General features: G+C 64.1%; 29 protein-coding genes. 13 read left to right on the top strand and 16 right to left on the bottom strand.

Translation table 11 applies throughout. The annotated features are described in order from the left end of the window. Positions 1 to 160: 160 nt before the first annotated feature. From NKH63_RS12375 to NKH63_RS12365, 3 genes are all read right to left on the bottom strand, one after another. Complete coding sequence (locus tag NKH63_RS12375; RefSeq protein WP_352483727.1) at positions 161 to 727, bottom strand: DUF6101 family protein; 567 nt, start codon at positions 725 to 727, stop codon at positions 161 to 163. Positions 728 to 913: 186 nt separating this feature from the next. After that, complete coding sequence (locus NKH63_RS12370; RefSeq protein WP_352483728.1) at positions 914 to 2,344, bottom strand: FAD-binding oxidoreductase; 1,431 nt, start codon at positions 2,342 to 2,344, stop codon at positions 914 to 916. Positions 2,345 to 2,362: 18 nt separating this feature from the next. Beyond that, the gene (locus tag NKH63_RS12365) at positions 2,363 to 3,343 is read right to left on the bottom strand and encodes an L-threonylcarbamoyladenylate synthase (RefSeq protein WP_352483729.1); all 981 of its coding nucleotides are present in this window, start codon (positions 3,341 to 3,343) and stop codon (positions 2,363 to 2,365) included. Positions 3,344 to 3,502: 159 nt separating this feature from the next. On the opposite strand from NKH63_RS12365, the gene NKH63_RS12360 reads away from it, so the two are divergent. Next, the gene (locus NKH63_RS12360; protein WP_352917917.1) at positions 3,503 to 3,946 is read left to right on the top strand and encodes a hypothetical protein; all 444 of its coding nucleotides are present in this window, start codon (positions 3,503 to 3,505) and stop codon (positions 3,944 to 3,946) included. 29 nt (positions 3,947 to 3,975) lie between these two features. Here NKH63_RS12360 and glyS read toward each other — a convergent pair whose 3' ends face one another. Continuing rightward, positions 3,976 to 6,558 (bottom strand): glycine--tRNA ligase subunit beta, encoded by a 2,583-nt coding sequence (glyS, locus tag NKH63_RS12355; RefSeq protein WP_352908467.1) that lies wholly within the window; start codon positions 6,556 to 6,558, stop codon positions 3,976 to 3,978. Between the two features lie 277 nt (positions 6,559 to 6,835). On the opposite strand from glyS, the gene NKH63_RS12350 reads away from it, so the two are divergent. Beyond that, complete coding sequence (locus tag NKH63_RS12350; protein WP_023716871.1) at positions 6,836 to 7,009, top strand: hypothetical protein; 174 nt, start codon at positions 6,836 to 6,838, stop codon at positions 7,007 to 7,009. On the opposite strand, the gene NKH63_RS12345 is transcribed toward NKH63_RS12350, so the two are convergent. Next, complete coding sequence (locus NKH63_RS12345) at positions 7,006 to 7,950, bottom strand: glycine--tRNA ligase subunit alpha (protein ID WP_023716870.1); 945 nt, start codon at positions 7,948 to 7,950, stop codon at positions 7,006 to 7,008. The two genes, NKH63_RS12350 and NKH63_RS12345, sit on opposite strands and share 4 nt — an antisense overlap. Positions 7,951 to 8,014: 64 nt before the next feature. After that, positions 8,015 to 9,790 carry a tetratricopeptide repeat protein gene (locus NKH63_RS12340; RefSeq protein WP_023716869.1) on the bottom strand — a complete coding sequence of 592 codons (1,776 nt, stop codon included), beginning with the start codon at positions 9,788 to 9,790 and terminating at the stop codon, positions 8,015 to 8,017. Between the two features lie 323 nt (positions 9,791 to 10,113). Here NKH63_RS12340 and NKH63_RS12335 point away from each other — a divergent pair, with 323 nt between their 5' ends. Beyond that, complete coding sequence (locus NKH63_RS12335) at positions 10,114 to 10,236, top strand: hypothetical protein (RefSeq protein WP_352483732.1); 123 nt, start codon at positions 10,114 to 10,116, stop codon at positions 10,234 to 10,236. Positions 10,237 to 10,254: 18 nt separating this feature from the next. Here the strand turns inward: NKH63_RS12335 and NKH63_RS12330 are convergent, their stop codons facing one another. Then, on the bottom strand, positions 10,255 to 10,860 hold the full coding sequence (locus NKH63_RS12330) for a TetR/AcrR family transcriptional regulator (protein WP_352917916.1): 606 nt from the start codon (positions 10,858 to 10,860) through the stop codon (positions 10,255 to 10,257). A 104-nt stretch (positions 10,861 to 10,964) separates the two neighbouring features. Between NKH63_RS12330 and NKH63_RS12325 the strand changes: the two genes are divergently transcribed. Beyond that, complete coding sequence (locus NKH63_RS12325; protein ID WP_352917915.1) at positions 10,965 to 12,401, top strand: MFS transporter; 1,437 nt, start codon at positions 10,965 to 10,967, stop codon at positions 12,399 to 12,401. Between the two features lie 25 nt (positions 12,402 to 12,426). Here the strand turns inward: NKH63_RS12325 and NKH63_RS12320 are convergent, their stop codons facing one another. Beyond that, positions 12,427 to 13,443, bottom strand: a complete 1,017-nt coding sequence (locus tag NKH63_RS12320) for a polyprenyl synthetase family protein (RefSeq protein ID WP_023716865.1) — start codon at positions 13,441 to 13,443, stop codon at positions 12,427 to 12,429. Between the two features lie 160 nt (positions 13,444 to 13,603). Here NKH63_RS12320 and NKH63_RS12315 point away from each other — a divergent pair, with 160 nt between their 5' ends. The 6 genes from NKH63_RS12315 to moaB all read left to right on the top strand — a co-directional run bounded on the left by NKH63_RS12315 (position 13,604) and on the right by moaB (position 17,297). Then, the gene (locus NKH63_RS12315) at positions 13,604 to 13,828 is read left to right on the top strand and encodes a putative signal transducing protein (protein ID WP_023716864.1); all 225 of its coding nucleotides are present in this window, start codon (positions 13,604 to 13,606) and stop codon (positions 13,826 to 13,828) included. Next, positions 13,828 to 14,628, top strand: a complete 801-nt coding sequence (locus NKH63_RS12310; protein ID WP_352483733.1) for a tRNA1(Val) (adenine(37)-N6)-methyltransferase — start codon at positions 13,828 to 13,830, stop codon at positions 14,626 to 14,628. Before NKH63_RS12315 ends, NKH63_RS12310 begins: the two co-directional genes overlap by 1 nt. Before the next feature lie 87 nt (positions 14,629 to 14,715). Further along, complete coding sequence (locus NKH63_RS12305; protein WP_023716862.1) at positions 14,716 to 15,573, top strand: S49 family peptidase; 858 nt, start codon at positions 14,716 to 14,718, stop codon at positions 15,571 to 15,573. Between the two features lie 80 nt (positions 15,574 to 15,653). Beyond that, positions 15,654 to 15,839, top strand: a complete 186-nt coding sequence (locus NKH63_RS12300; RefSeq protein ID WP_023674078.1) for a membrane protein — start codon at positions 15,654 to 15,656, stop codon at positions 15,837 to 15,839. Positions 15,840 to 15,865: 26 nt separating this feature from the next. Further along, on the top strand, positions 15,866 to 16,768 hold the full coding sequence (locus NKH63_RS12295) for a 4-(cytidine 5'-diphospho)-2-C-methyl-D-erythritol kinase (protein WP_023716861.1): 903 nt from the start codon (positions 15,866 to 15,868) through the stop codon (positions 16,766 to 16,768). Further along, positions 16,755 to 17,297, top strand: a complete 543-nt coding sequence (moaB, locus tag NKH63_RS12290) for a molybdenum cofactor biosynthesis protein B (protein WP_023716860.1) — start codon at positions 16,755 to 16,757, stop codon at positions 17,295 to 17,297. The genes NKH63_RS12295 and moaB overlap by 14 nt, the downstream gene beginning before the upstream one ends. A gap of 33 nt (positions 17,298 to 17,330) precedes the next feature. Here the strand turns inward: moaB and NKH63_RS12285 are convergent, their stop codons facing one another. Next, positions 17,331 to 18,305 carry a phytanoyl-CoA dioxygenase family protein gene (locus NKH63_RS12285; RefSeq protein WP_023716859.1) on the bottom strand — a complete coding sequence of 325 codons (975 nt, stop codon included), beginning with the start codon at positions 18,303 to 18,305 and terminating at the stop codon, positions 17,331 to 17,333. A gap of 189 nt (positions 18,306 to 18,494) precedes the next feature. Then, a complete protein-coding gene (locus NKH63_RS12280; RefSeq protein ID WP_023716858.1) occupies positions 18,495 to 18,998 on the bottom strand; it encodes a glycosyltransferase in 504 nt (167 codons plus the stop codon). Between the two features lie 151 nt (positions 18,999 to 19,149). Here NKH63_RS12280 and NKH63_RS12275 point away from each other — a divergent pair, with 151 nt between their 5' ends. From NKH63_RS12275 to NKH63_RS12265, 3 genes are all read left to right on the top strand, one after another. Further along, the gene (locus tag NKH63_RS12275) at positions 19,150 to 20,304 is read left to right on the top strand and encodes a PA0069 family radical SAM protein (protein ID WP_352917914.1); all 1,155 of its coding nucleotides are present in this window, start codon (positions 19,150 to 19,152) and stop codon (positions 20,302 to 20,304) included. A gap of 166 nt (positions 20,305 to 20,470) precedes the next feature. Then, a complete protein-coding gene (gene rnhB, locus NKH63_RS12270; protein ID WP_352483735.1) occupies positions 20,471 to 21,166 on the top strand; it encodes a ribonuclease HII in 696 nt (231 codons plus the stop codon). A 102-nt stretch (positions 21,167 to 21,268) separates the two neighbouring features. Then, the gene (locus NKH63_RS12265; protein WP_352917913.1) at positions 21,269 to 22,360 is read left to right on the top strand and encodes an ISAs1 family transposase; all 1,092 of its coding nucleotides are present in this window, start codon (positions 21,269 to 21,271) and stop codon (positions 22,358 to 22,360) included. A gap of 100 nt (positions 22,361 to 22,460) precedes the next feature. On the opposite strand, the gene NKH63_RS12260 is transcribed toward NKH63_RS12265, so the two are convergent. The 6 genes from NKH63_RS12260 to NKH63_RS12235 form a co-directional block, all read right to left on the bottom strand. Then, positions 22,461 to 22,952, bottom strand: coding sequence for a F0F1 ATP synthase subunit B (locus NKH63_RS12260; RefSeq protein ID WP_023716855.1), 492 nt, complete (start codon positions 22,950 to 22,952; stop codon positions 22,461 to 22,463). Between the two features lie 10 nt (positions 22,953 to 22,962). Further along, positions 22,963 to 23,544 (bottom strand): F0F1 ATP synthase subunit B, encoded by a 582-nt coding sequence (locus NKH63_RS12255; protein ID WP_023716854.1) that lies wholly within the window; start codon positions 23,542 to 23,544, stop codon positions 22,963 to 22,965. 81 nt (positions 23,545 to 23,625) lie between these two features. Continuing rightward, positions 23,626 to 23,850, bottom strand: coding sequence for a F0F1 ATP synthase subunit C (locus NKH63_RS12250; RefSeq protein ID WP_006206606.1), 225 nt, complete (start codon positions 23,848 to 23,850; stop codon positions 23,626 to 23,628). Between the two features lie 67 nt (positions 23,851 to 23,917). After that, positions 23,918 to 24,676, bottom strand: a complete 759-nt coding sequence (locus tag NKH63_RS12245) for a F0F1 ATP synthase subunit A (RefSeq protein ID WP_023716853.1) — start codon at positions 24,674 to 24,676, stop codon at positions 23,918 to 23,920. A gap of 70 nt (positions 24,677 to 24,746) precedes the next feature. Further along, complete coding sequence (locus NKH63_RS12240) at positions 24,747 to 25,145, bottom strand: AtpZ/AtpI family protein (protein WP_023716852.1); 399 nt, start codon at positions 25,143 to 25,145, stop codon at positions 24,747 to 24,749. Between the two features lie 255 nt (positions 25,146 to 25,400). Beyond that, positions 25,401 to 26,585: a cell wall hydrolase gene (locus NKH63_RS12235; RefSeq protein WP_023716851.1), complete on the bottom strand. Its 1,185-nt coding sequence runs from the start codon at positions 26,583 to 26,585 to the stop codon at positions 25,401 to 25,403. Positions 26,586 to 26,646 lie beyond the last annotated feature (61 nt).

Here is a 26,646-nt window from a genome sequence, read left to right as displayed (position 1 = left end):
TGCCGCCCACAAGCTTGGTGCCTAGAAAAGCCTCCGCCAAGCTCAACTGGCCCGTCTGCTTCACTGCCATCGCGATTCCCTCAGACCGTCCACCTCAGAGAATCACAATCAGCGAATTACGCAACAGGCCCACAGGGGGAGAAGGAAGAGGCGCTCAGGCCTATTCCCGCGAAATAAGCTCCTCGCCGCCGATGACCAGCCTGAGGCCGAGGTCGCCGGCGCGGCGGCGGGCGAGGAAGCGCGGGCGGCGCATGGTCGAGACGCGACCCTTGCGGCGGTCCTGCGCCGGCAGCGCCTTGATGGCGGCGCCGAGCGATTCTTCCAGCGTCCGAGCAATGCCGTCGGCCTCGATCAGCAGCATCGGCAGACGGTAGGCGTCGGCCCAGGCGCGCCAGTCGGCGGCGACGTCGTCTAGATCGTCGGCGACCAGCAGCGGCACCGACAGCATCGGGTCGTTGTGCAGAAGCTCAAGCGTCACTGTGACATTGCCATCCGGATCCTCCATCGCGCGCGCGGCGACGCCGCGAAACGCGTTGGCGGGCAGAGCGATGATCGCCGGCACGCCGCTGATCTCCAGCGTGCGGCGGATAACCGCGCCGCGCTGATCGATGGTGAAGGTAACGTCGCCATAGTCGTCGCGCGTGGCGTAGCTCACCACCTGCGGCAGGCGGAATGGGTCGAGGCGCATATTGCGCCCGGCCCAGACTGGCTTCAGTCCAGTGTTCATATCGTGCCTTTCCTGTTTCTCCTGAGAGCCGGTGTTTCCGGATCTCCGGGCCGGTTTTCCCAGCCTCGTTGTGGAGAAACATTAGCGCGAGCTTCTTATCCTCGCGCTTAAGAAAGTCGGTTAAATTTTGCTGATCCGAGGCGGATGGTTATCGGAATACGAACCGGCGCGGGGCCGGCGAAAGGATCAGATAACCTTACCGGGATTCATGATGCCGGCGGGATCGAAAGCGGCCTTCACCCTGCGCATCAGCTCGATCGCCATCGGCGGCGCCGTCGCGATCAATTCGTCCCGCTTCAACTGGCCGATGCCGTGCTCGGCCGAGATCGAGCCATGAAACGAGCGCACGACGTCGTGCACGGCCTTGTTCATGACGTGGTAAAGGCCGAGAAACGCCTCGTCGTCACCGTCGACCGGCCGGGAAATGTTGTAGTGCAGATTGCCGTCGCCCATGTGGCCGAAGCAGACGACGCGTGCGCCGGGACTGACCGATTGCACGGCGCCGGCGGCCTTTTCGATGAAGGGCGGGATCGACGCCACCGGCACCGAGATGTCGTGCTTGATCGAGGCACCTTCGGGTCTCTGCGCCTCGGGCAGCACTTCGCGGAAATTCCAGAACGCATCGCCCTGGGTGATGCTTGACGCGATCACCGCATCGCCGACGATCCCTTGCTCGAGGCCTGCCTCCAGCACCTCTTCGATCAGCGCCCGTGCATCCTCGGCCGAGCGGCCCGACGAGATCTGCATCAGCACATACCACGGCCAATCGCCGGCCAGCGGCCGCACTACGCCTTGTGCGTGGGCAAGCGTGAAGTCGTAAGGCCTCTGGCCGATCAGCTCGAAGGCGGTGAGCGCTGCCCCTGCACGGTCCATCGCGAGGCTGAACAGCGACAGTGCCGCCTCCGGCGATGACAGGCCGGCAAACGCCACCTCGCGCCCCTTGGGCTTGGGGAAAAGCTTGAGCACGGCGGCGGTGATGATGCCGAGCGTACCCTCGGCGCCGACGAACAGGTCCTTCAGATCATAACCGGTATTGTCCTTCTTCAGCTTGCGCAGATCGTCGAACACTTCGCCGGTCGGCAGCACCACTTCGACGCCGAGGCAGAGTTCGCGCGCATTGCCGTAGGCAAGCACGCCGGTGCCACCGGCGTTGGAAGAGAGATTGCCGCCGATCTGGCAGGAGCCTTGCGCGGCAAGCGACAGCGGAAACAGCCGGTCGGCGGCATCGGCCGCTTCCTGCAGCGTCTGCAGGATGACGCCGGTTTCGACCGTCACCGTGTTGGACAGGGTATCGATCTCACGGATGCGGTTTAGCCGCGACAGCGACAGCACGATCTCGCGGCCGGACGCGTCCGGCACCTGGGCGCCGACCAGCCCGGTGTTGCCGCTTTGCGGTACAATCGGCGTGCCCGTTTCGCTCGCCAGCCGCATGATGCGGCTGACCTCCTCGACGGTCCCCGGCCTCAGCACCAGCGCCGTCCTGCCGTGCCAAAGTCCGCGCCGCTCGGCGAGGTAAGGCGTGATGTCCTGCTGGTCGCGCAGCGCATATTTGTCGCCGACGATTGTCACAAAGCGCGCGATGACGGCAGGATCGAGGTCGGGGGAAATGTCGTTCATGGGTGGAAACTATGGTGCTCAATCCATCTTGTCACGAGGGGCGATCTTGTCACGCGGGGCGGCGGCGCGCGAAAGCCTGTCGTTGATCGCCTCGCCCAGCCCTTCGAACGGGATCGGCTCGACGGCGATGGTTTTGGCGCCGCTGCCATCGAGATCCTGCAGATGAGCGAAGAGATTGCTTGCTGCCTCGCGCAGGTCGCCGGTCTCCGACAAATTGCGCAGTGCGGCTGCATCGCGCCAGCCCTCGGCACGGCGGCGGCCGAAGGCCAGCAAGGCTTCGCCTGTGGCGACCTTGCCGGCATTGAGCCGCACCGCCGCACCCGGAGCGTAATGCGAGGCGAGCATGCCGGGCGCCTCGATGCCCGAAGCGCCGCGCAGCAACTTTGTCCCGGCCACTGCTTCGATCTCTTCGGCGGCAATGCCGCCCGGTCGCAGCAGCCGCAGCTTTCCGGCTTCGACCTTGAGGATCGTCGATTCCAGCCCGACCCGCGTCGCGCCGCCATCGACGATGAGCTTGATCCGGGGACCGAGGTCGGCGGCCACGGCTTCGGCCGTGGTGGCGCTGATCCTGCCCGAGGAATTGGCGCTGGGCGCCGCAAGCGCGCGGCCGAACCTGGCGATCAGCTCGCCGCCAAAGCCTTTCGGCATGCGCAGCGCGATGGTGTCCAGACCGGCGGTGACCAGCGGATGAATGCCGTTGCCGGGCCGCTGCGGGAGAACCAGCGTCAGCGGTCCCGGCCAGAATGCCTGCGCCAATCTTTCCGACAGCGGATCGAACAGCGCGATGCGCTCGGCCATCGTCGGATCGGCTATATGGGCGATCAGCGGGTTGAAGCGCGGGCGACCCTTGGCTTCGAAGATACGAGCCACGGCAACGCCATTGGTCGCGTCGCCGGCCAGCCCATAGACGGTCTCGGTCGGTATGGCGACGACGTCGCCGCTTTCGAGCAGCGCCAACGCCCTTTCCATCGCCTCGCCGACGGTACGAATTTCAGCCACTGTCGTCACCTCACGGATGCGGGTGCCTAATACGGCGACGCCGGGCGAGCAAGCCCAGGCGTTGGCGAATCGCAAATCGCTAAAATGCTATGTTTCCCCGCAAGCCGGCATCAACTGCCCTCGGCTAGGGTGCCGTCTTCTTGGGCAAGGGGAACTATCATGCTTTCGATGCGTATCCTTGGTGCGCTTGGTCTGGCGGTTATGGCCGGCACGGCACAGGCCTCGTCGCTGGTTTTTCTCGGGCAGACGACGGCGACGCCTTCGGTGGTCGGTACGGTGGCCAGTCCCGGCTCGGTCGAGCGGACGAAAACACCGTCGATCGTCGCGCTTGGCGAGAAGCTGGCCAACGTCAATGGAAACGTCACCGATGAAAAGGTCGCGGCAATCCCGAGCCAGCCGAGCCATGGCTTCACCGGAACCCCGATGATCATTCGCGGCGGTATCGTCGGCGATGCCTTTGCAACGCCCGCGCCCAGAGCCGCGCCGGCCACCGCCGCCGCGCCCGCCGCGAACAGCAAGGCCGATCCAAAGGTCGCCAGCAAAACCCCTGAGCCGGCAGCGCCGCAGCCTGCGCCGCTAGCAGCTCCCGACCAGCCCAAATAGCGCCACAAGCGATGATTTTTTCCCAGACGTCAGCCGGCTATCTTGGAGAAATCCGCGACCCGGTCGGTCGCCGCGCGGATGCGGGCGAGCAATGCCAGGCGATTGGCGCGCACCGCCTGGTCCTCGTCGTTTACCAGGACTTTCTCAAAGAATGAATCAACCGGCTCGCGCAACACGCTAAGCGCCAGCATGGCGGCGGAAAAGTCTTCGTTTTGAATTCCTTCGCCGGCTTGCCTCTCGGCCTGATTCACCGCCGCGAACAGGGTTTTTTCGGCGCCCTCCCGGAACAGAGCCGGCTCAACGCTGCTTGCGATCGCTGTCGCCTTCTTCTCTTCGGCAGCCACGATGTTGGCCGCGCGCTTGGTGCCGGCAAGCAGGTTCTTGCCGTCCTCGGTGTCGAGGAACGAGCCAAGGGCTTCGACCCGGCGGACGATTTGCAGAAGGTCGTCGTTTTGCGAAGCCCCCTCATCCGGCCGCTTCGCGGCCACCTTCTCCCCGAGGGGAGAAGAGGTCGCCAACGCCGGTGCCAGCCTCTTCTCCCCAGCGGGGAGAAGGTGGCCCGAAGGGCCGGATGAGGGGGCAGCGCCACTCGCCAGCACCGCGTCGATTAGATCGTGCCGCGCACCCTGGTCGCGGAGATAGACTTTGAGGCGATCGTGGAAGAAGGAGAGGAGGTTGTTGATCTCTCGCTGCTGCCTTTCTCCGGAACGTTCAAAGGTGTTGTTTGAGATTGCGGAATCGCGTTCGATGACGAGATCGGTAAGCGAATCTCCTCCGAGTTGCTGCTCTAGCTCCGCAGCAATTTCGAACTGTCGGTCGAGTTTGGGATCGCGTATGTGACCTGCAATATCTTCGGACGCGATATTGGCCACAGATTTCAGGGACAACCTAATCCCGTTCTCAATCAGTATCCTCGTTACCCCCAGCGCCGCTCTCCGCAGCGCATAGGGGTCCTTCGATCCGGTCGGTTTTTCGTCGATCGCCCAGAACCCGACCAGCGTATCGAGCTTGTCGGCGAGCGCCACGGCGATCGATACCGGATCAGTCGGCACGCGATCTGACGGCCCCTGCGGCTTGTAGTGCTCCTCGATCGCAGCGGCGACCGACGGATGCTCGCGTTGCAGCAGGGCGTATTTGCGACCCATGGCGCCCTGCAGTTCCGGGAATTCGCCAACCACCTCGGTGGTGAGATCGGCCTTGGCGAGGACGGCAGCGCGACGCGCCAGCGCGGTAATCTCCCCCCTTGAGGGGGAGATGTCGCCGAAGGCGACAGAGGGGATCGGTGCGTCCTGACGCGACTCTCTCTTGTGGACCGAGGATGCCGGCGCTTCACGCGAAGCGACCCCCTCTGGCCTGCCGGCCATCTCCCCCTCAAGGGGGGAGATTGCGCGCACCACGATTGGTGCCAGTTCTTCGGCCAAGCGCGCAATCCGCTCCACCCGCTCGCCCTGCGTGCCGAGCTTGGCATGAAACGTCACATTGAGATGGTCGAGGCGGGCCATGCGCTGGTCGAGCGGCTTGTTGAGGTCAAGCCCGAACTTTTCCGCCGATGCCTGCAACTGGTCGAGATCCGGCAGGTCGCCCTGGTCGGTCTTCCAGAAATAGAGCGCGTCGGACAGGCGGGCGCGCACCACCTTGCCGTTGCCATGGGCGATCTCCTTGCCGCCATCCTTGGCCTCGACATTGGCGGTCAGGATGAAGCGGTTGGAGAGCTCTTCGCCCGCGCCATGCGGCCGCGTCACAAAACACTTCTGGTTGGCGCGGATGGTGAGCCGGATCACCTCGGCCGGAATGGCCAGAAAATCCTGCTCGAATTCGCCCATCAGCACGACGGGCCATTCGACCAGGCCCGACACTTCCTCCAGCAGCCCCTCGTCCTCGACGAGGTCGAGCCCGCTGGCGAAGGCGAGGTTCCTGGCATCGGCAAGAATGATCTCCTTGCGTCGGTCGGCATCGAGCACGACCTTGGCCGCTTCAAGCTTGGCGACGTAATCGTCAAAGCGGCGCACCGTGATGGCGCCCGGCGCATGAAAACGGTGGCCGTAGGTGACGTTGCCTGAGCGGATACCGTCGATCTCGAAATCGACCACCACCGGCTCCTCGGTTTCCGGGCCGAAGGTGCACAGGATCGATTGCAGCGGCCGCACCCAGCGCAGCGACCCGGGCTTGGCCGACGCCGGCCCCCAGCGCATCGATTTCGGCCAGGGGAAGTTGCGGATGATGCCCGGCACCAGCTCGGCGATGATCTGCTCCGCCGACCTGCCCGGCCTGGAAATATGGGCGACATAGAAGTCGCCCTTCTTCGGATCGGAATGGACATGCGCCTCGGCAATCGAGGCAAGGCCGGCCTTGCGCAGAAAACCTTGCACCGCCTGCTCGGGCGCTTTGGTCGAGGGGCCCTTGATCTCCTCGCTGATGTCCTTCGAGCGGGCGGTCAGGCCGCGGATGTCGAGCGCCAACCGACGCGGCGTCCAATATTCGCGCGCCGCCTCATAGGTCAGCCCGGCTTCGACCAGACCGTCGGTCAAAAGCTTCCTGAGATCGCCGGCCGCCTTGCGCTGCATGCGAGCGGGGATTTCTTCGGAACGAAGTTCTAGAAGCAGGTCAGGCATTGAAAGAGCTCACGCGACAAAAAACAGCCGCCGCTTCGCGGCGCCCTCCCCCATCGAGGCGGAGGTAAGCGGGGCATAGCAACTCGGTCGGCTGCTGTCACCCTTCCCAGCAAGATCGGGCCAGCACGATCAAGGCGTCCAGCGGCGATTTCCGAAAAAATTCAGCCTCCTGTCGGACACGCGCCGGTCCGCCCGTCCTTGGATCAAAGATTTCCATGAACCGAACGCAGCGCTGAAGCGACCAACGCTCAGGCAGAGAGCTATTGGCTGAACGACCATGAAAACGGCATCGACATTCCTGCAGATCCTCGCGCTCAGCGCCTGTTTTACAGCGCAGGTGCACGGTGCCTTCTCGATGCCCGGCGTCCGGCAGGCGCTGCGGACAATAGCCGGTGCAAGCGGCCAAGGCACGTTGCCAATCAGCGCCCCTGTCGAAATCGCCTGGAGCTAAGCCGCCATTCCACCCGCCTGCGTCAGCAGAAACGCCTCGCCGCAGGCTTTGGCCAGATTGCGCACCCGCAAGATGTAGCTCTGGCGCTCGGTGACGGAAATGACGCCGCGTGCGTCGAGCAGGTTGAAGACATGGCTGGCCTTGATGCACTGGTCGTAGGCGGGGAATACCATCCTGTGCATCGCCAGATTGTCGTTCGACGCCGGCGCGCCGGCTTGTAGCAGCGCCTTGCACTCGGCCTCGGCGTCTTCGAAATGCCTGAGCAGCATCACCGTGTTGGCGAATTCGAAATTGTGGCGCGAATATTCCTGCTCGGCCTGCAGGAAGACGTCGCCATAGGTCACCTTGTCGGCGCCTTCGCGGCCGTTGAAGTTGAGGTCGTAGACATTGTCGACGCCCTGCACATACATGGCCAGCCGCTCCAGCCCGTAAGTGAGCTCACCCGCCACCGGCGCGCATTCGATGCCGCAGACCTGCTGGAAATAGGTGAACTGCGACACCTCCATGCCGTCGCACCAGCACTCCCAGCCCAGTCCCCAGGCGCCCAGTGTCGGGCTTTCCCAGTCGTCCTCGACGAAGCGGATGTCGTGCAGCAGCGGATCGATGCCGATCGCGGCCAGCGAGCCGAGGTAAAGCTCCTGCAAATTGGGCGGATTGGGCTTCAGGATCACCTGGTATTGGTAATAATGCTGCAGCCGGTTCGGATTTTCGCCATAGCGGCCGTCCTTGGGGCGGCGCGAGGGCTGGACATAGGCCGCGTTCCAGCGTTTTGGGCCGAGCGCGCGCAATGTCGTTGCCGGATGAAAGGTACCGGCGCCGACTTCCATGTCGTAAGGCTGGAGGACGACGCAGCCATAGTCCGCCCAATAATTATGCAAGGTCAGGATCAGCCCCTGGAACGAGCGGCTGGGATGCGTGTGGGCAGGGATGTCAACGGTCACGGCGGCCTCCGGCGGGATGCGGCACCTCGTAGAGTGCCGCTCCGCGACCGTCAAGGCGATGGGGTCACCCCTTCGGGGCGGGCGCCGGCTCGGGCTTTACGTTCGGGGTTTCCTGCGCCGTGTTGGATTCGATCGGCGGCAGGCCCTTCATCAGCTTTTGCTGCAAGGCGGCAAGCACGTCCGGGTCCGGCTTCAGGTCGCGGGCCTGGTTCCACTGGAAGGTGGCTTCCAGCTTGCGGCCAACGCGCCAGTAGGCGTCGCCGAGGTGATCGTTGAGCACCGGATCCTCCGGCTTCAACGAAACGGCGCGTTCCATTTCGCGCACAGCGTCGTCGAACTGGCCAAGGCGATAATAGGCCCAGCCCAGCGAATCGACGATGTAGCCGTCGCTCGGCCTCAGGTCGACGGCCTTCTGGATCATCGCGAGGCCTTCCTTGAGGTTCATGTCCTTGTCGACCCAGGAATAGCCGAGATAGTTCAAAACCTGCGGCTGGTCGGGGTAGAGCTCCAGCGCCTTGCGGAAATTCGGCTCGGCCTTCGGCCATTCCTTCAGCCGCTCATAGGCGATGCCGCGCTGGTAGAAGATGTTCCAGTTGACGGCGGTCGGCGTCTTCAGCACCTCGACCGCCTTGTCATAAAGATTGGCGGCGGAGCGGAAATCCTCCTTCGAGGAATAGACCCCGCCGAGCGCCAGATAGGCGCGCATGTCGTCGGGATGCGCATCGACGATGGCCTTGAGGTGGGTGATCGCCTCGTCGTTGCGGTCGAGATCGGCAAGGTTGAGGCCGAGCTGCAGGTCCGAAAGCTCCTTCAGCGGCGAACCGGCGGGAATGCGGCGATAGAGCGCGATGGCGCCCTCGCCGTCCTTCAACTGCTCGGCAACGGCGGCAAGCTGAACGAGCGCCGCGTCATTGTCGGGCCGCAGCGCCAGCGCATATTGCAGATAAAGCCGCACGAACGGCTCGCCGCCGCCGCGGTTGAGCGCGGTGGCGAGATCGAGCAGGATTTCCGAGGCGCCGTCCGACGGGCCGGCAGCGAAGGGTTGGATCCTTTCGCCCTTGTTGATCTTGTCGCGAAGGGCTGCAATCTCGACCTTGCCGGGCGCAAATGTCTCGGCCTGGTCGAGCACCGACAGCGCCTTGGCCTTGTCGCCCTTACGGGCGAGGAAAGAGGCGTAGGCCTGCGCGTTGCGCATCCATGTTTCGGGGGCGGCACCGCCGGCGGCCGTGTCCTGCAGGGTGGCGGTGTAGAGCGCATCCGCCCTGTCGGGCAGGCCGGAGGCGTCGGCAATCAAGGCACGGTGGAAGGACTTGAACAGGCCGAACCAGTCGGGGCCCTGCAGCTTGTCGATGGAAGCCATGGCCTCGCCGGCGTCACCCGCACCCTGCTTGGCCCAGCCGGTCATGACGCCGGAAATCAGCCGGTCGAGATCGGATTCGAGCGACAGCTTGAGCCAGTATTCGGCCTTGGAGAAATCCTTCTTGTGGAAGGAATCGATGGCCAGCGCCAGGCGCGAGAAGCGCTCGACATCGGGAACCGCCTTGAGCTTGTCGGCGTAGACCAGGGACTCATCGAAGCGCCCCTGTGCGATCAGCGACAGCATCAGGCTCTGCTGCAGTCCCGTATCGTTCGGATCGAAGGCAAGCGCCTGCTTGTAGTAGGAGACGGCGCTGTCGAGGTCGTTGTCGCCTTCGGCAATCCGGGCGGCGAGATAGGCCCCCGAGAAGGATGTGATCCTGACCGGCTCTGCGGTCTGTTTGGCATGGACCGGCAGAGCCGAGATCGCCATGCCCGTCGCGATTGCCAGCCCCGTCAGCCAGCGCGCATATCCTTGCCGCATCATATCCCTTTCAGCCAAACGCCATCTCCGCGTCAGCGGGATCGCCGTAGACTCGATCTTTACAGGTAAAGCATGGCCTTTTTGGGGTCGTGCTTCAACCCGGCCCGAATTCACAATCGGGTCAAGCAATTAATAAACCATGCCGAAAGGGCCTGAACTGCGACCCTTGACCGCGTGGCGTCCGCTTTGGCGCTGCCTGCGCGTCGCTATTTGCCCGATGCCGTAAGCGATCCATAAGCGCCATCGGTTGAAAGCTTCCGCCATGCAACTTTGCGTGGCAGGATGAGATTTCAATTCTTGCTTCGCCAGCCATGGGGGCGCCGATGCTGGAAGTGCCGCGCGACGAAGAAGCCTTCGCCATCTCGATCGTATCTACGAAGCAGCGTTCGCCGCCGCCGACGCCGGAGGTCAATCCCAGAAGGGCCGCCGAACAAGCCGGTAAGTGAGGCGTCACGGCCCGGAACTCAGGACGTTTGCGAAAGCCTTGCGTCGAGCGCCTGCATGGCGACGATGACAAGATCGTGCAGCCGTTTTTTCGGAATGCCGTCGCGTGCCTGCACCGAAAGGCCGTGCATCAGCGTGGCATAATAATCGCCCAACGCCGCGGCGTCGGTGGCCGGCTTCAATTCGCCATCGCGCACGGCCTTTTTCAATCGCTCGACGATCGATGCGGTACGTGCCAGCCGGTGCTCCGCCAGCCATTGCAGCACGGCGTCATTTTCGACGGCGCAATTGGTCGCGGCCGTCACCACCATGCAGCCCTGCGGCCGCCCCGGCCGCGTATAGATTTCGACGGCGTCGCGAAGCATGCGCTCGATGACGCGCCGGACGTTTGGTTCTTCCTGCAGCGCGCGCGTGGCGAAGCCGCCCTCATTGGCTTCGTAAAGCGCCACCGCTTCGCGAAACAGGTCCTCCTTCGAGCCGAAGGCGGCATAGATGCGCGCCGATGCGAGGCCAAGCGCCGATACGAGATCGGCCATCGAGGTGCCCTCGTAGCCGCGTCTCCAAAAGGCGTCGCGGGCTTTCTCAAGCGCCTGGTCGCGGTCGAATTCCCTTGGCCTGCCTGCCATGGCGGTCTCCAATTTTTGTCGATCAACAAATAATCCGCTTGACTTCGGATTGCAAATCTCAATTCTTTTTCGATCATTAAATAATTGTCGACAAGGAGACCGGCATGAGTTCACTCGATCAAGGCGCGCCGCTCGGGGCGATGGCAGCGCAAGGAACAACCAGCGCGAAGCGCGGCGCAACGCTGGCGCTGCTCGCCTTCGCGCAGCTCATCATCGCGCTCGACCTCAACATCGTCTTCGTGGCGTTGCCGGAGATCGGCGCCGGCCTCGGATTTTCAGGCCAGACCCTGCAATGGGTGGTCAGCGCCTATACCGTGTTCACCGGCGGCTTCCTACTGTTCGGCGGCCGGGCCGCCGACCTGATCGGCCAGCGCCGCGTCTTCATCTTCGCGCTCTGGCTCTACGCGCTCTCGTCCCTGGTCGGCGGCCTCGCATGGTCGCCGCAAATCATCATTGCGGCCCGCGCCGTGCAAGGCATCGGCGGCGCCTTCCTGTTTCCGGCGACGCTGTCGCTGATCAACCGTCTGTTCGCCGAAGGACCGGAACGCAACCGGGCGCTCGCCGTCTGGGGTGGCGCAGGCGCCAGCGGCCTGACGCTCGGTTCGCTTGCCGGCGGGTTTCTGACCAGCGCCTTCGGCTGGCCGTCGGTCTTCTACGTCAACGTGCTTTTGGCCGGGATCGCCATCATCGCGGCTTTCGCCATCATTCCGCGCGATCCGAAGCCGCACGAGCACCGCAGCTTCGATCTGCCGGGCGCGCTGACCGTCACCGCCGGCGCGACCTTGCTTGTCTTCACACTGGTTCAGGGGCCCGAATATGGCTGGGGATCGACCGCAATCATCGTCAGTGCAGCACTGGCGGCATTCTTCCTGATCGCTTTCACGATGATCGAGGCGAAGAGCGCCGATCCGCTGATGCCGCTGCGCCTGTTCCACAACCGCAGCCTCGTCGCCGGCATGACGATCACCTTCCTCTACATGGCCACTTTCGGAGCGCTGCCCTACTTCCTCACCGTGCTGTTGCAGAACGTGCACGGCTTCACCGCCTTGCAGACGGGCCTCGCCTTTCTCGTGCCGTCGGTCGCCATCGCCACCGGCACGCAAGCCGGCGAGCGTCTGGCGACGCGCTTTTCGACGCGCAGCACGCTGGTCGGCGGCATGATCGTCGGCGCGGTAGGCACAGCATTGATGGTATCAGGCGCGACCGCGGAGAGCAGCTATCTGTCCCTCGTATCCGGCCTGATCGTCTCCGGCGTCGGACAAGGCATCGTCTGGACAGCAATGTGGATTGCCGCCGCTTCCGGCGTTGCGCATGATCAGCAAGGCGTCGCCTCGGGGATGGCTTCGACGACACTCAATGTCGGCAATGCCGTCGGCATGGCCGTGCTGATTGCGATTGCGAACAGCCAAATCGGCGAATTGTCCGGCAATGCCTTGAAAATTGCCGTCGCCGACGGCATCCAGGTCGCCTTCTGGCTCGCGGCGGCGGGCATCGTCGTCAGCCTGCTCGCAGCAATGGTTCTTCCGGCAAAGGCGCGATGAGAACAGGCGCGGGCGCCGACGCCTGTCAATTCACCCGGCTGATGCAGAAATCGATGACGTCGATCAGCGCCGATTTCTGCGGCGTCGCCTCGAGCGGCGCCAGCGCGTCACGGGCGATCTCGCCGAAGTGGCGGGCGCGTCCGATGGTGTCGGCAATTGCGCCGTGGCGGAGCATCAGGCCGACGGCCTTCTCCAGTCCGGCATCGTCGGCGGCATTGTCCTCGATGGCGCGTTTCCAGAAGCTGCGCTCGGCCTTTGTGCCGCGCCGATAGGCGAGGATCACCGGCAGCGTCACCTTGCCCTCGCGGAAATCGTCGCCGACATTCTTGCCGAGGTCCTTGCTGGTGCCGCCGTAATCCAGCGCATCATCGATCAGTTGGAAGGCAAGGCCGAGATTCATGCCGTAGGAGCGGAGTGCTGCGCGATCATTGCGCGTCGCCTGGGCGATGACCGGGCCGACCTCGGCGGCGGCCGAAAACAGCGCCGCGGTCTTGGCCTTGATCACGGCGAAATGCTCATCCTCGGTGGTCTCGAGGTTTTTGGCGGCGGCGAGCTGCATCACCTCGCCTTCGGCGATGACCGAAGCCGCACTCGACAGGATGTCGAGCGCTTCCAGCGAGCCGACATCGACCATCATGCGAAAGGCCTGGCCGAGCAGGAAATCGCCGACCAAAACACTGGCCTGGTTACCCCAGATCATGCGCGCCGTCTTCTTGCCGCGCCGCATGCCGCTTTCGTCGACAACGTCGTCGTGGAGAAGTGTCGCGGTGTGCATGAATTCGACCGAGGTGGCGAGCTTGACGTGGCCGTCACCGGAATAGCCGAACATCTGGGCGGCGGCGAGCGTCAGCATCGGCCGCAGCCGTTTGCCGCCGGACGAGATCAAGTGGTTGGCAATCTCCGGGATCATCTCGACGTCGGAGCCGGCCTTCGACAGGATCAGTTCATTAACGCGCCCCATGTCGGCGGCGGTCAGGTCGATAAGGTCCTTGATCGAGGCGGCTTCCCGCTTCCCGTTTTCAATGTTGAGAACGACACCCACGGCAAAACTCCCAACCTCGATATGCACGACGGCAACATGGTCCCTGGACAGACTCTAGGGCGGCAGCCACCGGTGCGGCAAGAGGCGAATTGGCGCGGCGGCTCTGGTACATAATCACGTCCACGTTTACATCAACGCCGCAAACTGCGAGTTTCATTCGATGATAGAGCTCATCCGCACCAACGACGCCGTCATCATTTCCTTTGTCGAATCGCTGATGCGCGATGCCGGCATCGGCTTTTTCGTCGCCGACCAGAACATGAGCGTGCTCGACGGCTCGATCGGCATTCTGCCCCGCCGTGTCATGGTGGACGCCGACAAGGCCGATGCGGCGCGGCGCATCCTGACGGATGCCGGCATCGCCAACGAGATCCGCCAAAAATAATGTCCGCGTCGCCCGCTGCCCTTGTCCCGGACATGCCGGCTCATACGGTCGATGCCTTCCATCGCGGTCGCTTCTGGCTGGTGCAGCCGAGAAAGGCAGGCCACCGCGCCGGCATGGATGCGATGATGCTGGCGGCTGCCGTGCCGTCCTCGTTCGCCGGGCGGCTTGCAGACTTTGGCGCGGGTGCCGGTGCCGCCGGCCTGGCGGTACTGTCGCGCTGCCCCGGTGCCGAGGCAGTGCTCGTCGAGCGTTCTCCGGAAATGGCGGCCTTCGCCACAACCACGCTTGCCCATCCCGGCAACGCGCATCTCAGCGACCGCGCCTCGGTGCTCGTCGCCGATGTCGCGCTGTCGGGCCGGGCGCGAATGGCCGCCGGCCTCGAGGATAACAGCTTCGATTTCGTCATCATGAACCCGCCGTTCAATGCCGCCGAGGATCGCGCGACGCCCGATCCGCTGAGAAAGGCCGCGCATGTCGCGGAGGACGGGCTGTTCGACAGCTGGATCCGCAGCGCGGCGGCGGTGGTCAGGCCGGGCGGCGGGCTGGCCGTCATTGCCCGGCCGGAACAGCTCGGCGCCATCCTCGATGCCATTGCCGGCCGCTTCGGCGATGCCGAGATGCTGGCCGTCCATCCTCGCCCCGAAGCGGCAGCGATCCGCATCGTCGTCCGGGCAGCACTCGGCGCACGCGGCAAGCTGTCGATCCGGCCGCCGCTGATGCTGCATGCCTATTCAGGCAATGGCCCCTCGGAACGGGCAGAGCTGATCAATAACGGGTTGGCGTCGCTGTTCGGAGACTGATCCATTTTGATTGCCGGGGTGACGGCATTGCCGTTGGCCGGCGAATTCCTACATGCCTCAAGCAAATCGACCGGAGACAGCCCCCTCGTGAAACGTCTTTTCAATCGCCTGCTGCCGAAATCCTGGCGCTCGAACGTCGTCACCATTCCGGTCATCCGGCTGCACGGCACCATCATGCCCGGCGGCGGCCAGTTCCGGCCGAGCCTGTCGCTGGCGTCGACTGCCGGCCTTCTCGAAAAGCTGTTTTCCTTCGACGCGCCGGCGGTCGCCATCTCGATCAATTCGCCAGGCGGCTCGCCGGTGCAGTCGCGGCTGATTTTCAGGCGCATCCGCGACCTGGCAACGGAGAAAAACAAGAAGGTCCTGGTCTTCGTCGAGGACGTGGCGGCATCGGGCGGCTACATGATCGCGGTCGCCGGCGACGAGATCTTTGCCGACCCGTCCTCCATCGTCGGCTCGATCGGCGTGGTGTCGGCCTCGTTCGGCTTTCCGGAGCTGTTGAAGAAGATCGGCGTCGAGCGCCGCGTCCACACCGCCGGCCAGAACAAGGCGGTGCTCGACCCGTTCAAACCGGAAAAGAAGGAAGACGTCGAGCGCCTGAAGGCGCTGCAGCTCGAGGTCCACGAGACCTTCATCGATCTCGTCAAGGATAGGCGCGGCAGCAAGCTCAAGGACGATCCCGACCTGTTCACCGGCCTGTTCTGGACGGCCAAGAAGGGGCTCGAGCTCGGGCTGGTCGATGCCCTCGGCGACATGCGCAGCGTGCTGAAAAGCCGTTTCGGGCCGAAGACCCAGCTCAAGCTGATCACCGCGCCGCGCGGCCTGTTCGGCCGCTTCGGCCTGTTCGGCTCGAGTTTTTCGGCGCCCGATATTGCCGCCGCCGCGGCAAGCGGCGTCATCGATGCGGCGGAAGAGCGCGCGCTGTGGGCGCGCTTCGGGCTTTGAAAAGCCGGTGAAAGCGTCTAGCATAAATCATCAACCGACCCGACCGGCCGTCTTGCCGGCCTTGCGAGGGAGAGTTTGACATGCCGCAGATCATCTTCTTCGCCGTCGTCGGCATTGCCGCCTATTTCGGCTACCGCTCCTTCGTCAGGGAAGCCGAGCGGGTGACCGCCAAGGTGCGGCGTACCGAAAAGCAAGCCGCCAACGGTACGATGGGAACGCTGGTCAAGGATCCGAAGACCGGCGAATACCGTCTGGCCAAGGATTGACCGTCGTCTCCCTCGCGGCCGAGCCAGTGGATTCCGAGACCAGCATCCGGGCATCGCATGCGCACGCCAAGATAAATCTCGCGCTGCACGTCACCGGCCGGCGCGCCGACGGTTATCACACGATCGAAAGCCTGGCTGTGTTCACGCGCTTCGGCGACCGCATCGAGACGGAACTTGCCGACAGCGACGGGTTTTCCGTGTCCGGCAAATACGCCTCCGCGGTACCGGCCGACGACAATAATCTGGTGGCGAAAGCGCGCGACGCGCTGCGTCGCGAGGCCGGTCCCCAGCATGCGCCGGCTGTCGCCATCAGGCTCGAAAAGAACCTGCCGGTCGCGTCCGGCGTCGGCGGCGGGTCAAGCGACGCGGCGGCTGTGCTGCGTGCTCTGGTCCAGGCCTGGAGGCTCGACATCGGCGATGCCGAACTGGCGCGGATCGGCCTGTCGCTTGGCGCCGACGTGCCGATGTGCCTCGCAGCCAAGCCGCTGATAGCCCGCGGCATCGGCGACGAGCTGACGCTCGTGCGGAGTTTCCCGGCCCTGGGTCTGGTGCTCGTCAATCCAGGAACTGCCGTCTCGACGGCCGAAGTGTTCGAGGCGCTTGGCCGCCGCGACAATGCGGGGCTGCCGCCGCTGCCGCACAGCCTCGACTTCCACAGCATCCGCAACTGGCTGGAGATCACCCGCAACGATCTCGAGCCTGCGGCGCGTGCAATCCAGCCCGCCATCGGCAAGGCGCTTTCTGTGCTCAACAAGGCTGGAGCCGGTTTTGCCAGAATGTCTGGTTCCGGCGCCACCTGTTTCGGGCTGTTCGAGACCGGCAATGTGGCCAAGCGCGCGGCCGTCGATATCCGCAGCCGCCATCCCGACTGGTTTGTCGCCGCGACGCGAAGCATGACGTCGGAGGCTGAGGCGCATGGCCAGGATTGACGAGAGCCGCCCCTTCGTTCCCGTACGCATCGCGGTACTGACCGTTTCAGATACGCGCAGCCTCGCCGACGACAAATCCGGGCAGACCCTGGCCGACCGCATCACCGAGGCCGGCCACATCCTCGCCGCTCGTGACATCGTCACCGACGACCGCGACAAGATCCGCGACAAGGTTTTGGGCTGGTCGAAGGACGATGCGATCGATGTCGTCATCACCACCGGCGGCACCGGCTTCACCGGCCGCGACGTGACGCCGGAGGCGCTGGAGCCGATCTTCGAAAAGCGCATGGACGGCTTTTCCGAAGTGTTCCACCGCATCTCCTACGACAAGATCGGCACTTCGACGATCCAGAGCCGGGCAACCGGCGGCGTCGTCAACGCCACCTTCGTCTTCGTGTTGCCGGGCTCGCCCGGCGCCTGCAAGGACGCCTGGGACGGCATTTTGAAGCCGCAGCTCGACTATCGGCACATGCCCTGCAACTTCGTCGAGATCATGCCGCGCCTGGACGAGCATTTGCGGCGCGGCTGAGACGGAGCGAGGTATCAGCCGGGCGATCCCGCCTCAGCGAATGACCGGCTCGCCGTGAAACCGCCGGCGCGACGGCGGCGAGACGCCGAAGCCGACTTCCATCATCAGTCGTGGCGTGCGCGTCGGCACGGTACCCATATGGAAGCCGAACGGATCCTCGACAAAGCCGAGACCGGCCTGCCCCGTCAGCGTGACCGGGCTCTGCTCGCCATAGACGCCCAGCACCTCTTCCGCCGAATGGCCGACCAGAAGCGTCAGCTGATGCTTCAGGATGCGGCGGTTATGGGAGCCGCGGACATAGACATGCGGCCCGGTGTCGTTGTCGACCGGCACCAGGTAGAAAAAGAACTTCAGCATGCGCCAGTCGTCGAGGTCGAAATGGTATTTGCCGAGCGAAGCCATGTTCTTGTCGGCGTCCGAGACGCCACCGGTCGGAAAGCTCCACCAGACGCGGGTGGTGATCAGCTTGGCCTGGCTGCCGAGATAGTGCGCTGCGATGTCGAGGAGTAGCGGATCGCGCTGCACGGCGACCGCAGCGTTGCAGTCGAGGACCCGCTCGAAATAGTGGCCGCTGAGCAGCGGGCGGCCGAAATGCTTTTCTGCATCGGCGTGTTTTTCGGGCAGGAATTCCAGCCGGCGGTCGAAATTGCCGAAGCATGGCGTGTGCTCGGCGAAGCGGGCGATCTCCTCATGGATGGCGGCTGGCAGCGTCAGGCCCGAATAGAGCCCCTCCGTCCGCAGCGCGCCGACGACGGCATCGCGATCGACGCCGGCGAACATCGTTTCACTGACATTGCGCGCCGGCCGAACCGGCTTCGCACCGCGCCAGTGCAGCCGCCGCGCCGGCATGGTGCGCGCCAGCATGAACATCGGCAGCCATGCCGGATTCTCGCGAAGGTCGGAAAGATAGGTCGGAATGCGGGCGGCGATGCGGCGCAGCGTACCGCCGTTGCGTGCGATCGCCTCGAGGCTTGCAGCGCCGGACTTGTCAGGGCTTGAAAGGGTCATCGGGGTCCTCAAATGTCGAGGGAACAGCATCGACGATAGTCGTCGTCGCCGCTCCGGCACACCCCAAACCCATTCGCCCGTATCGCTGGGAATGGTAACCCCCGGCCAGATTTTGTGCAATGCACAATAAACGACAACCCGCCAGAAAATTTGCTTGGGCGGCGTTTCCTAGGCCGGGATGGTAAGCCGTCACTTCCGCGGCGCCACCCAGATCTCGGCGTGGAGCCTTCTTGTCGCCAGGCCGCGGGCGATCGCTTCGGCGCTGCGGGCGCTCTTAGACAGCGCGGCGGCCTGACGCTTGCTGATCACCAAGCCTTCGGCGAGAGCGCGATTTCCGGCAAAGACCCGCGACAGGAACGGCGCGCGGCTGCCGCGTGCCCGTGAAAATCGCGCCGCCATGGTTTGCCTGGCCGTATGGGCGACGACCTCGTCGATCCAGCCCTCCCCCAGCCGCGCTCCCGGTTCCAGCAAAAGCAGCCAGTCGCCCTTGGCCTGCCTGATGCCGGCGGCGATGCCGCCGCTGACATAGTGGCAGCCGGCATGTTCGGCGACGCGGTGCGTCTGATCGGTCGAGCCGGTGTCGCAGACGAGAACGTCGCGCACCACGCCTTCGACCGCGCCGCCGATCAGCGAGGCGAGCGTGCGGGCGAGGCCCTCCTCGTCATTCAGGGTTTCGATCAGGACGCTGAGCATGTTTAGCCGAATAGCGGAAAGCGGTGGGCAGCGCCAGTTTTTGCGGCACGCCGCGAGAAAGTTCTTGCTTTGTTCCACTCGGTGCGATAGGAATACATTCATGAGCAGAGCGATTCGACAGCGGGCGGACAGTCCCTGGGAAAGGGCCAAAATGGAACAGATCGTGCGTGCCGACATTGCCGCCTTCGGCGCTGGCAGGGCCGAGATGGCGAATGCGATGATCGAGCAGAGCGGCATGCGCGTCCGCCCAGACCGCAATCGCGGCAGGTCGGCGGGCATCAATCCGTCCGGCCGTTTCGAGCCGGTCAGCCGGCATGTGTTCGACGACGGCTGGAATTCGCTGGAGGAGCTGCCGCCCTTCAAGACCGAGGTACAGGTCGAGAAGCCGCGCACCATCATCACCCGCAACGAATCGCCCGACATCTCCTTCGACCGCTCGATCAATCCCTATCGCGGCTGCGAACATGGCTGCGTCTATTGCTTCGCGCGGCCGACGCACAGCTTCATGGGCCTGTCGCCGGGGCTGGATTTCGAATCGAAGCTGTTTGCCAAGCCGGATGCGGCGCGGCTGCTCGACAAGGAATTGTCCAGGGATAATTACCAGCCGCGCACCATCGCCATCGGCACCAACACCGATCCCTACCAGCCGATCGAGAAGCAATACCGGATCATGCGCGAGATCCTCGAAGTGCTGGAGGCGCGCGGGCATCCGGTCGGCATCGTCACCAAGTCAGCGCTGGTGACACGCGACATCGACATTCTGTCACGCATGGCCGAACGCGGGCTGGCCAAGGTGGCACTGTCGGTGACGACATTGGACAGGATGCTGGCCAGAACGATGGAGCCGCGCGCGTCGACGCCGATCAAGCGGCTGGAGGCGATCAGGCAGCTTTCGGACGCCGGCATTCCGGCCTCGGTGATGGTCGCGCCGATCATCCCCGGACTGACCGACTCGGAAATGGAGCGCATCCTCGATTCGGCGCAGGCAGCGGGCGCGCGTGAAGCGGGCTATGTGCTGCTGCGCCTGCCGCTGGAGGTCGCGCCGATCTTCAAGGACTGGCTGCTGCGCCACTATCCCGACCGCTATCGCCACGTCATGTCGCTGATCCGTTCGATGCGCGACGGCAAGGACTACGATTCGGAATGGGGCAAGCGCATGAAAGGCTCCGGCCCTTATGCCTGGCAGATCGGCCGCCGTTTCGAGATCGCCGCCAAACGGCTCGGCCTCAATGCCGAGCGGCGGTCGCTGAGGACCGACCGGTTCGTCCCCGCCGCCAAGGCAACCGAGCAGCTGATGCTGCTGTGACAAAGCGTCTCGCGCCAGCCGCTTGAAGCGGCCGCAGCAGGCGAAAAATCCCGTCCGGCCTGTCCTGTCCCCGGGCTTGCAGACGGTAGCCCCTCCTGGTCCGGTGCCCCGCCCGACCCGGAGGGGACTTGCGGAGAATCGGAGCCGATGCGAACCTCGCCGCACCATGGCTCGCCCGCGTTCCGATTCTCCGCTTCTCTTCGAAATCGTCGAGAAACCCGACTTCTCGTTCGAGACGAAGGCGATGGCCGAAGGCCTGTGGCCGGTGGCGGGGATGGACGAGGCCGGCCGCGGCCCGCTCGCCGGGCCGGTGGTGGCTGCAGCGGTGGTGCTCGATCCCGCCAACATCCCCGACGGCCTCGATGATTCCAAGCGGCTGACGCATTTGCAGCGCGAGGCGCTGTTCCTGAAAATCCTCGGCTCCGCACTCGCCGTATCGATGGCCTCGGTCAGCGCCGAAGGCATCGATGCCTCCAACATCCTCAAGGCCAGCCTGGAGGCGATGCGCCGTGCAGTGGCCGGCCTGTCAATCCGGCCGAAGCTGGCGCTGGCCGACGGCCGCGACGTGCCGCCCGGCCTGCCCTGCGAGGGCAAAGCGCTGATCAAGGGCGACCAGCGCTCGCAGTCGATCGCTGCAGCCTCGATCGTCGCCAAGGTGTTGCGCGACCGCATGATGTGCGGCTGCGGCAGCCATCATGCGCGTTACGGCTTCGAGCTGCATATGGGCTACGCCACTGTGCGCCATCGCACGGCGATCGATCTGCACGGGCCAGTGGCACGGCTGCACCGCGCCTCCTTCGCGCCGTTCCGGTTCGGCGGCACCGAGGTGCTGGAGGAAGAGGGCCTTTCGGGCCTGGATTGAGCGAAAGCGGCTAGGCGTAATCTCCCCCTCGAGGGCAGGGGAATCGCATATGGCGATTTTGGGGTTGAGTTTAGGCTGAGAAAGGATTCTTTGGAGAGGCAGGTGAGCGAAGGAGCGACTGCCATTTCCTGCCTTGAGAGCTACTTTGGCGCGGTGCCTGATCCACGCGCGCCCAACGCCACGCACCGGCTTGGCGACCTGATCGTGATGATGATCGCAGCAAGCCTGTGCGGCGCCAGCAATGCGACGGAATTTGCCCTGTTCGCGCAGGAGCGCAAGCAGGCGCTGTCGCGGCTGATCGACTATGACGCAGCCCCCAGCCACGACACCTTCTCGCGGCTGCTGCGCCTGCTCGACCCGGAAGCCTTCGGTCGCGCCTTTGCTGCCTTTGCCGCAGCTTTCGCCCGAGCCAGCCGAGAGACGCCCGAGGTGGTGTCGCTTGACGGCAAGGCTTTGCGGCGGGCCTACGAGAAGGGCTTGGCAGCCAGTCCGCCGTTGACGGTGTCGGCCTTCGCCACCGAGACCCGGCTGTGCCTGGCGGCAGTCTCGCCGAGCGATGGTGAGAACGAAGTCGAGGCCGCGCTCAAGGTCGTCGAACTCATTGATCTTACGAGCAGATTGGTCACCGCCGATGCGCTCCACTGCCACACCCGCATGGCTGCGGCCATTACCCAAAGAGGTGGCGATTACCTGCTTGCGCTGAAGGGCAACCGTCGTCATTGGCTGCGCCGCGCCAACCTGCAACTGGCCGACGCCACCCCTTCCATTGCCGAGCGCACCGAGACCAGCCACGGCCGCAACGAGTGGCGGCAGGCCGAGATCGTGGCGGCGGCCGAGCCGCTGATGCCTGGCCACCAGGCCTTCATCCGCATCACCAGCCGGCGCGATCAGGCCAGACCTTTGATGCGCCTGTTCATGGCCTCCACGCTCATGTCGCCGCAGCGGGCGCTCGACCTCACCAGAGCTCATTGGCAGATCGAGAACGGCCTGCATTGGATGCTCGATGTCCATCTCGATGAGGATCTCAGCCGTGCCCGCAAGGACAATGCTCCCGCCAACACAGCCCTTCTCAATCGCCTCGCCAGAAACATCCTTCAGGCCGCCGATGCTGCCAAAGTTCCCATCAGCCATCGCATCAAGAAATGCGCCTGGAACGACGACTATCTCATCAATGCCATCACTCATATGCGATAGCCCTGCCCTCGAGGGGGAGATTTGCGCTCAGCCGCTTTCGCTAACAAAAAAGCCGCCAGGTTTCCCAGGCGGCCTTGGATGAATTTCTCGACGACGTCGCTTAATTCAGCTTCGACTTCAAATCCTGCAGCGAGGCGTTGAAAAGGTCGGCGCCGGCCTTGGCGTCGATCTTGCCGGCCAGCAGCGCGCGCGCGGCTTCGACCGCGATGTCGACGGCGCTGGCGCGCACTTCGCCGATCGCCTCGCGCTCGGCCTGGCCGATCTTCTGCTCTGCCAAGGCGGTACGCCGGGCGACATAATCCTCGGTCTTCTTGTGCGCCTCGGCGGCGAGCATGTCGGCTTCGCGCTTGGCGGCGGCGACGATGGCCGCGGCCTCCTGCTCGGCTTCCTTGCGCTTGCGCTGATATTGGCCGAGCAACTGCTGGGCCTCTTCGCGCAACCGGCGCGCTTCCTCGAGTTCGCTGCTGATCTTGTCGGCACGGGCATCGAGCGCCTTGGCGATCATGCCCGGCACCTTGATGTAGATGGCAATGCCGAGGAAGATTATGAGGGCAACGGTTGCCCAAAGCGTCGCGAGAGATGTGGCGTCCATGATGCGCTCCTCACCCGGCCACGGATTTGACCGCGGCCGCGATCTCGGCCTTGCTGGCCTTGCCGCCGACCAGCGCCTCGACGATGGCCGAAGCGGTGTCCTCGGCGATCGTGCCGACTTCCTTCATGGCATTGGCCTTGATGGAAGATATGCGCGCCTCGGCCTCGCCAAGCTTCTGGTCAAGCGCTGCCTCGATCGTCTTGCGGGCAGCCTCGGCTTCCGCCTTGGCCGCATCGTTGGCCTGCTGGCCGATCGCATTGGCCTTGCCCTTGGCTTCCGCCAATTCCTGCTCATAGGCGGCAACGGCGGCATCGGCCTCGCCTTTCAGCCGGGCAGCATGATCGAGATCCTGCGTGATGCGGTCGTTGCGCACGTCGATGATGCCGCCGACGCGCGGCATCACTACCCGCTTCAAGAAGAGGTAGAACAGCCCGAAAGTGATTGCCAGCCACAGCAGCTGTGACGGGTACGTCGCCGGATTGAATGGCGGGAACGTGCCGTGCGCCTCGGCAGGCACGCCGGTGGCGGCGTGCGTTTCGCCTTCCGTTGCGGCGGGCGCGGACTCTTGCGCAAAGGCAGATGTCACGAACATGGACTATCCCCGAAATTCAGACCCGCCGCAGGATCGCGGCCGGCCTGTTCAATTCTTCCCAATGTTCAGCCGAACAAGTATTCAGCCGAACAGGGCGAGAAGCGCGATGAGAAGCGAGAAAATACCCAGCGCTTCGGTCACGGCGAAGCCGAAAATCAGGCGGCCGAACTGGCCGTCGGCGGCCGACGGGTTGCGCAGCGCGCCCGCCAGATAGCTGCCGAATATGTTGCCGAGGCCAATGCCCGCGCCGCCCATGCCGAGGCATGCGATGCCGGCGCCGATGTACTTTGCTGCTTCTGCGTCCATTTGTTCAACTCCTTTGGATCTAAAATTCCGTTGCAAATTCGATCCGGCGGCAATGCCGGAAACCTTGTTAGTGCCCGGGATGCAGGGCGTCGTTGAGATACATGCAAGTCAGCACGGCAAAGACGTAGGCCTGCAGGAACGCGACCAGCAGCTCCAGCGCCGTCAGCGCCACGGCCATCGCCAGCGGCAGAACCGAGCCCGCCACGCCGACCGCGCCGAGCGCGCTCAGGCTGACGACAAAGCCCGAGAACACTTTCAGCGTGATGTGACCGGCAAGCATGTTGGCGAACAGACGAACCGAGAGGCTGACCGGACGCGAGACGAAGGAAATCACCTCGATCAGCACCACCAGCGGCAGCAGGTAGACCGGCACGCCATGCGGGACGAACAGCTTCAGGAAGCCAAAGCCGTGCTTGGTGAAGCCGTAGACGACGACCGTTCCGATCACCAGCGCAGCGAGGCCGAAGGTGACGATGATGTGGCTGGTGATGGTGAAGAAATATGGGAACAGGCCAAGCAGGTTGGCGACAAGCACGAACATGAACAGCGAGAACACGAAGGGGAAGAACTTCATGCCTTGCGTGCCCGCGGCGTCCCTCAGCATATTGCCGACAAATTCATAGGCCATTTCCGAGACCGACTGAAGGCGGCCGGGAACGAGGCTGCGGCTCGACGTGCTGAGGTAGAGAAACGCCGATGCAACAGCAACCGTCGCAAGCATAAACAGAGCCGAATTGGTGAAAGACAGGTCGTAGCCGCCGATGTGAATCGGAATGATCGGCTGAATCTGGAACTGGTGGATCGGATCGACCTTGTCAGCAGCCACTTTAAATCCCCATCGAAGCCGCAGACGGCTTGAGTATCCTGTTCAATGCGCCGGCATGCGGCGCCTCAATTCATTCTTTCGGATCGCGCGGTTTGTCGCCCGTTCCGAATTCCGACACAAGCCCGGCTGAACGCAGGACATTGAGCACGCCGGCGCCAAAACCCAGCAACAGCCCGACTATCAGACCCCATGGCGATGTCCCCGCCACGCGATCGATAAACCAGCCGAGAGCCGCGCCGACCACTATCCCGGCGATGAACTCGCTGGACAGCTTGAGCGCCTGGCCGTACCCGGCCACACTGCCCGCTTTCGCGTCGTCTTTCCCCTCGAGCCGGTCCGGCCGCCTTGTCGCAAGCGATGCTTCAAGGTCGCGCCGACGGCGCTCAAGATCGTCGTCGCGGATGTCGGCTTCATGCTGCTTGCCGCGGCCGGTTTTTCCGGTTCCGTCTGGCCCATTCTTGTCGGCCACGCAACCCCCCTGCCCGGTCAGACCGTCACCGTCCGTCCGCTTCTTAAAGTCGCCGGCAACATAGTTAGAGGGTCCGCGCCCGTCAAGCCACGAGCGGACGTTCAAGCTCAAGTATTTTTTCGTTATAAATCAGCTACTTGCTTGGGTGCGACATCGTGCCCGACGCGGTCTCTGGCGGGCTGCGGCCGAATCCCCACGACGACGGGTCTTCGATCGGCCGCTCTCCCGCGAAAGATGCAAGGGCTGCCCGAGCACTCAGCTCCAGCCGCCGCCATAGGTGCGGTAGAAGATATGCAGGCCGATCCTGGTCATTTTCTTCATCGTCCTCGCCCAGCCCGGATGGACGTAGTTGGCGTAATAATGGGTCGACGAGCCGACTTCCGGAATGAATATCTTGCCGGCTGTGACGGCCATGGCGACATCCTGGGCGGTCTTGTAGGCGGCGGGATTGTCGATGCGCTTCTTCCTGCCGTCGCAGGCGAAGGAAAACTGGCAGCGGTTGAACCAGTTGTCGTTCTGGTAGACGACGCCGCAGATCGAGTTCGGATAGGCCGGGTTGCGGACGCGGTTGAGGATAACCTGGGCGACGGCGGCCTGGCCGCGCACGGATTCGCCGCGCGCCTCGAAATAGATGCCGTTGGCGAGACAGGCCTGCTCCGGTTTGGAAAAGACGCTCGCCGGCAGCGGCGTCTGCATCCAAGAATGATCGCCCTTGCTCAGCGGTGGAATGAAGCGGCCATCGTTCGGGTCCTCGTCCTGCAGCAAGGCCTCGAAAGGCGATGCCTTGGCATAGTCGGGAGCCGACGAGGCATAGGCGGTTGCCAGCACGTCGGGATGATCGTTGTTGACCAGCGCGGCAAGCATCGCCGGCACGCCGGGATCCGGCTTCTTGTCGACGCGCGTGTGGAAGGCGGCGGCGATCTGGATTTCCTTGCCTTTGATCTCGGGCTTGGCGAAAGCCATCCTCAGGCCGCTGTCCATGCTTGGGCGGAGCAGTGAGGAGGTGCGCTCGAAGATCGAGCCGGCGTTGAAGTTCTTCGGCGGCGAGACGGGCGAGACCTGGATGATGCGGCCCTTCTTGTCGGCACGCGTGATACGGTTCTCGTCCGGCGTCGTGCCGGCGATGCCGCCCTTGCCGCGAAACGAGACGGAGCCGATGCCGGGCAGTTGGACGCCGGAGCCGGAGAGCGAGCCGGTGCTGCTGGAATCGAGGAAGGGCATTTCGGCGGCGTGAACGGAGCCGGCGACGGACTTCTCGACATAGGCGTTCCAGCGGACGCTCGGCGCCTCAAGGCCGGAGACCAGGCTTGTCATGTCCTGATAGGCAGCGACCGTCGGAAAGCCGATCCAGATGCCAAGGCCAATAATAAACGGAGACAGGAAGGAACGTTTTTTGTCACCGGCGGCGGCGACAAGCCGCGTCAAAACACGTCGATGCACGGAACTCTCCAGAAACGCAACGGACCCCACTGGAGAGCTACAATGATGCATTAACCTTGAT

This window comes from Mesorhizobium sp. M0960 (assembly GCF_040319055.1).
Lineage (GTDB): Bacteria > Pseudomonadota > Alphaproteobacteria > Rhizobiales > Rhizobiaceae > Mesorhizobium.
The sequence above is the reverse complement of the archived record's forward strand: the minus strand, read 5'-3'. Positions and strand labels throughout refer to the sequence as shown.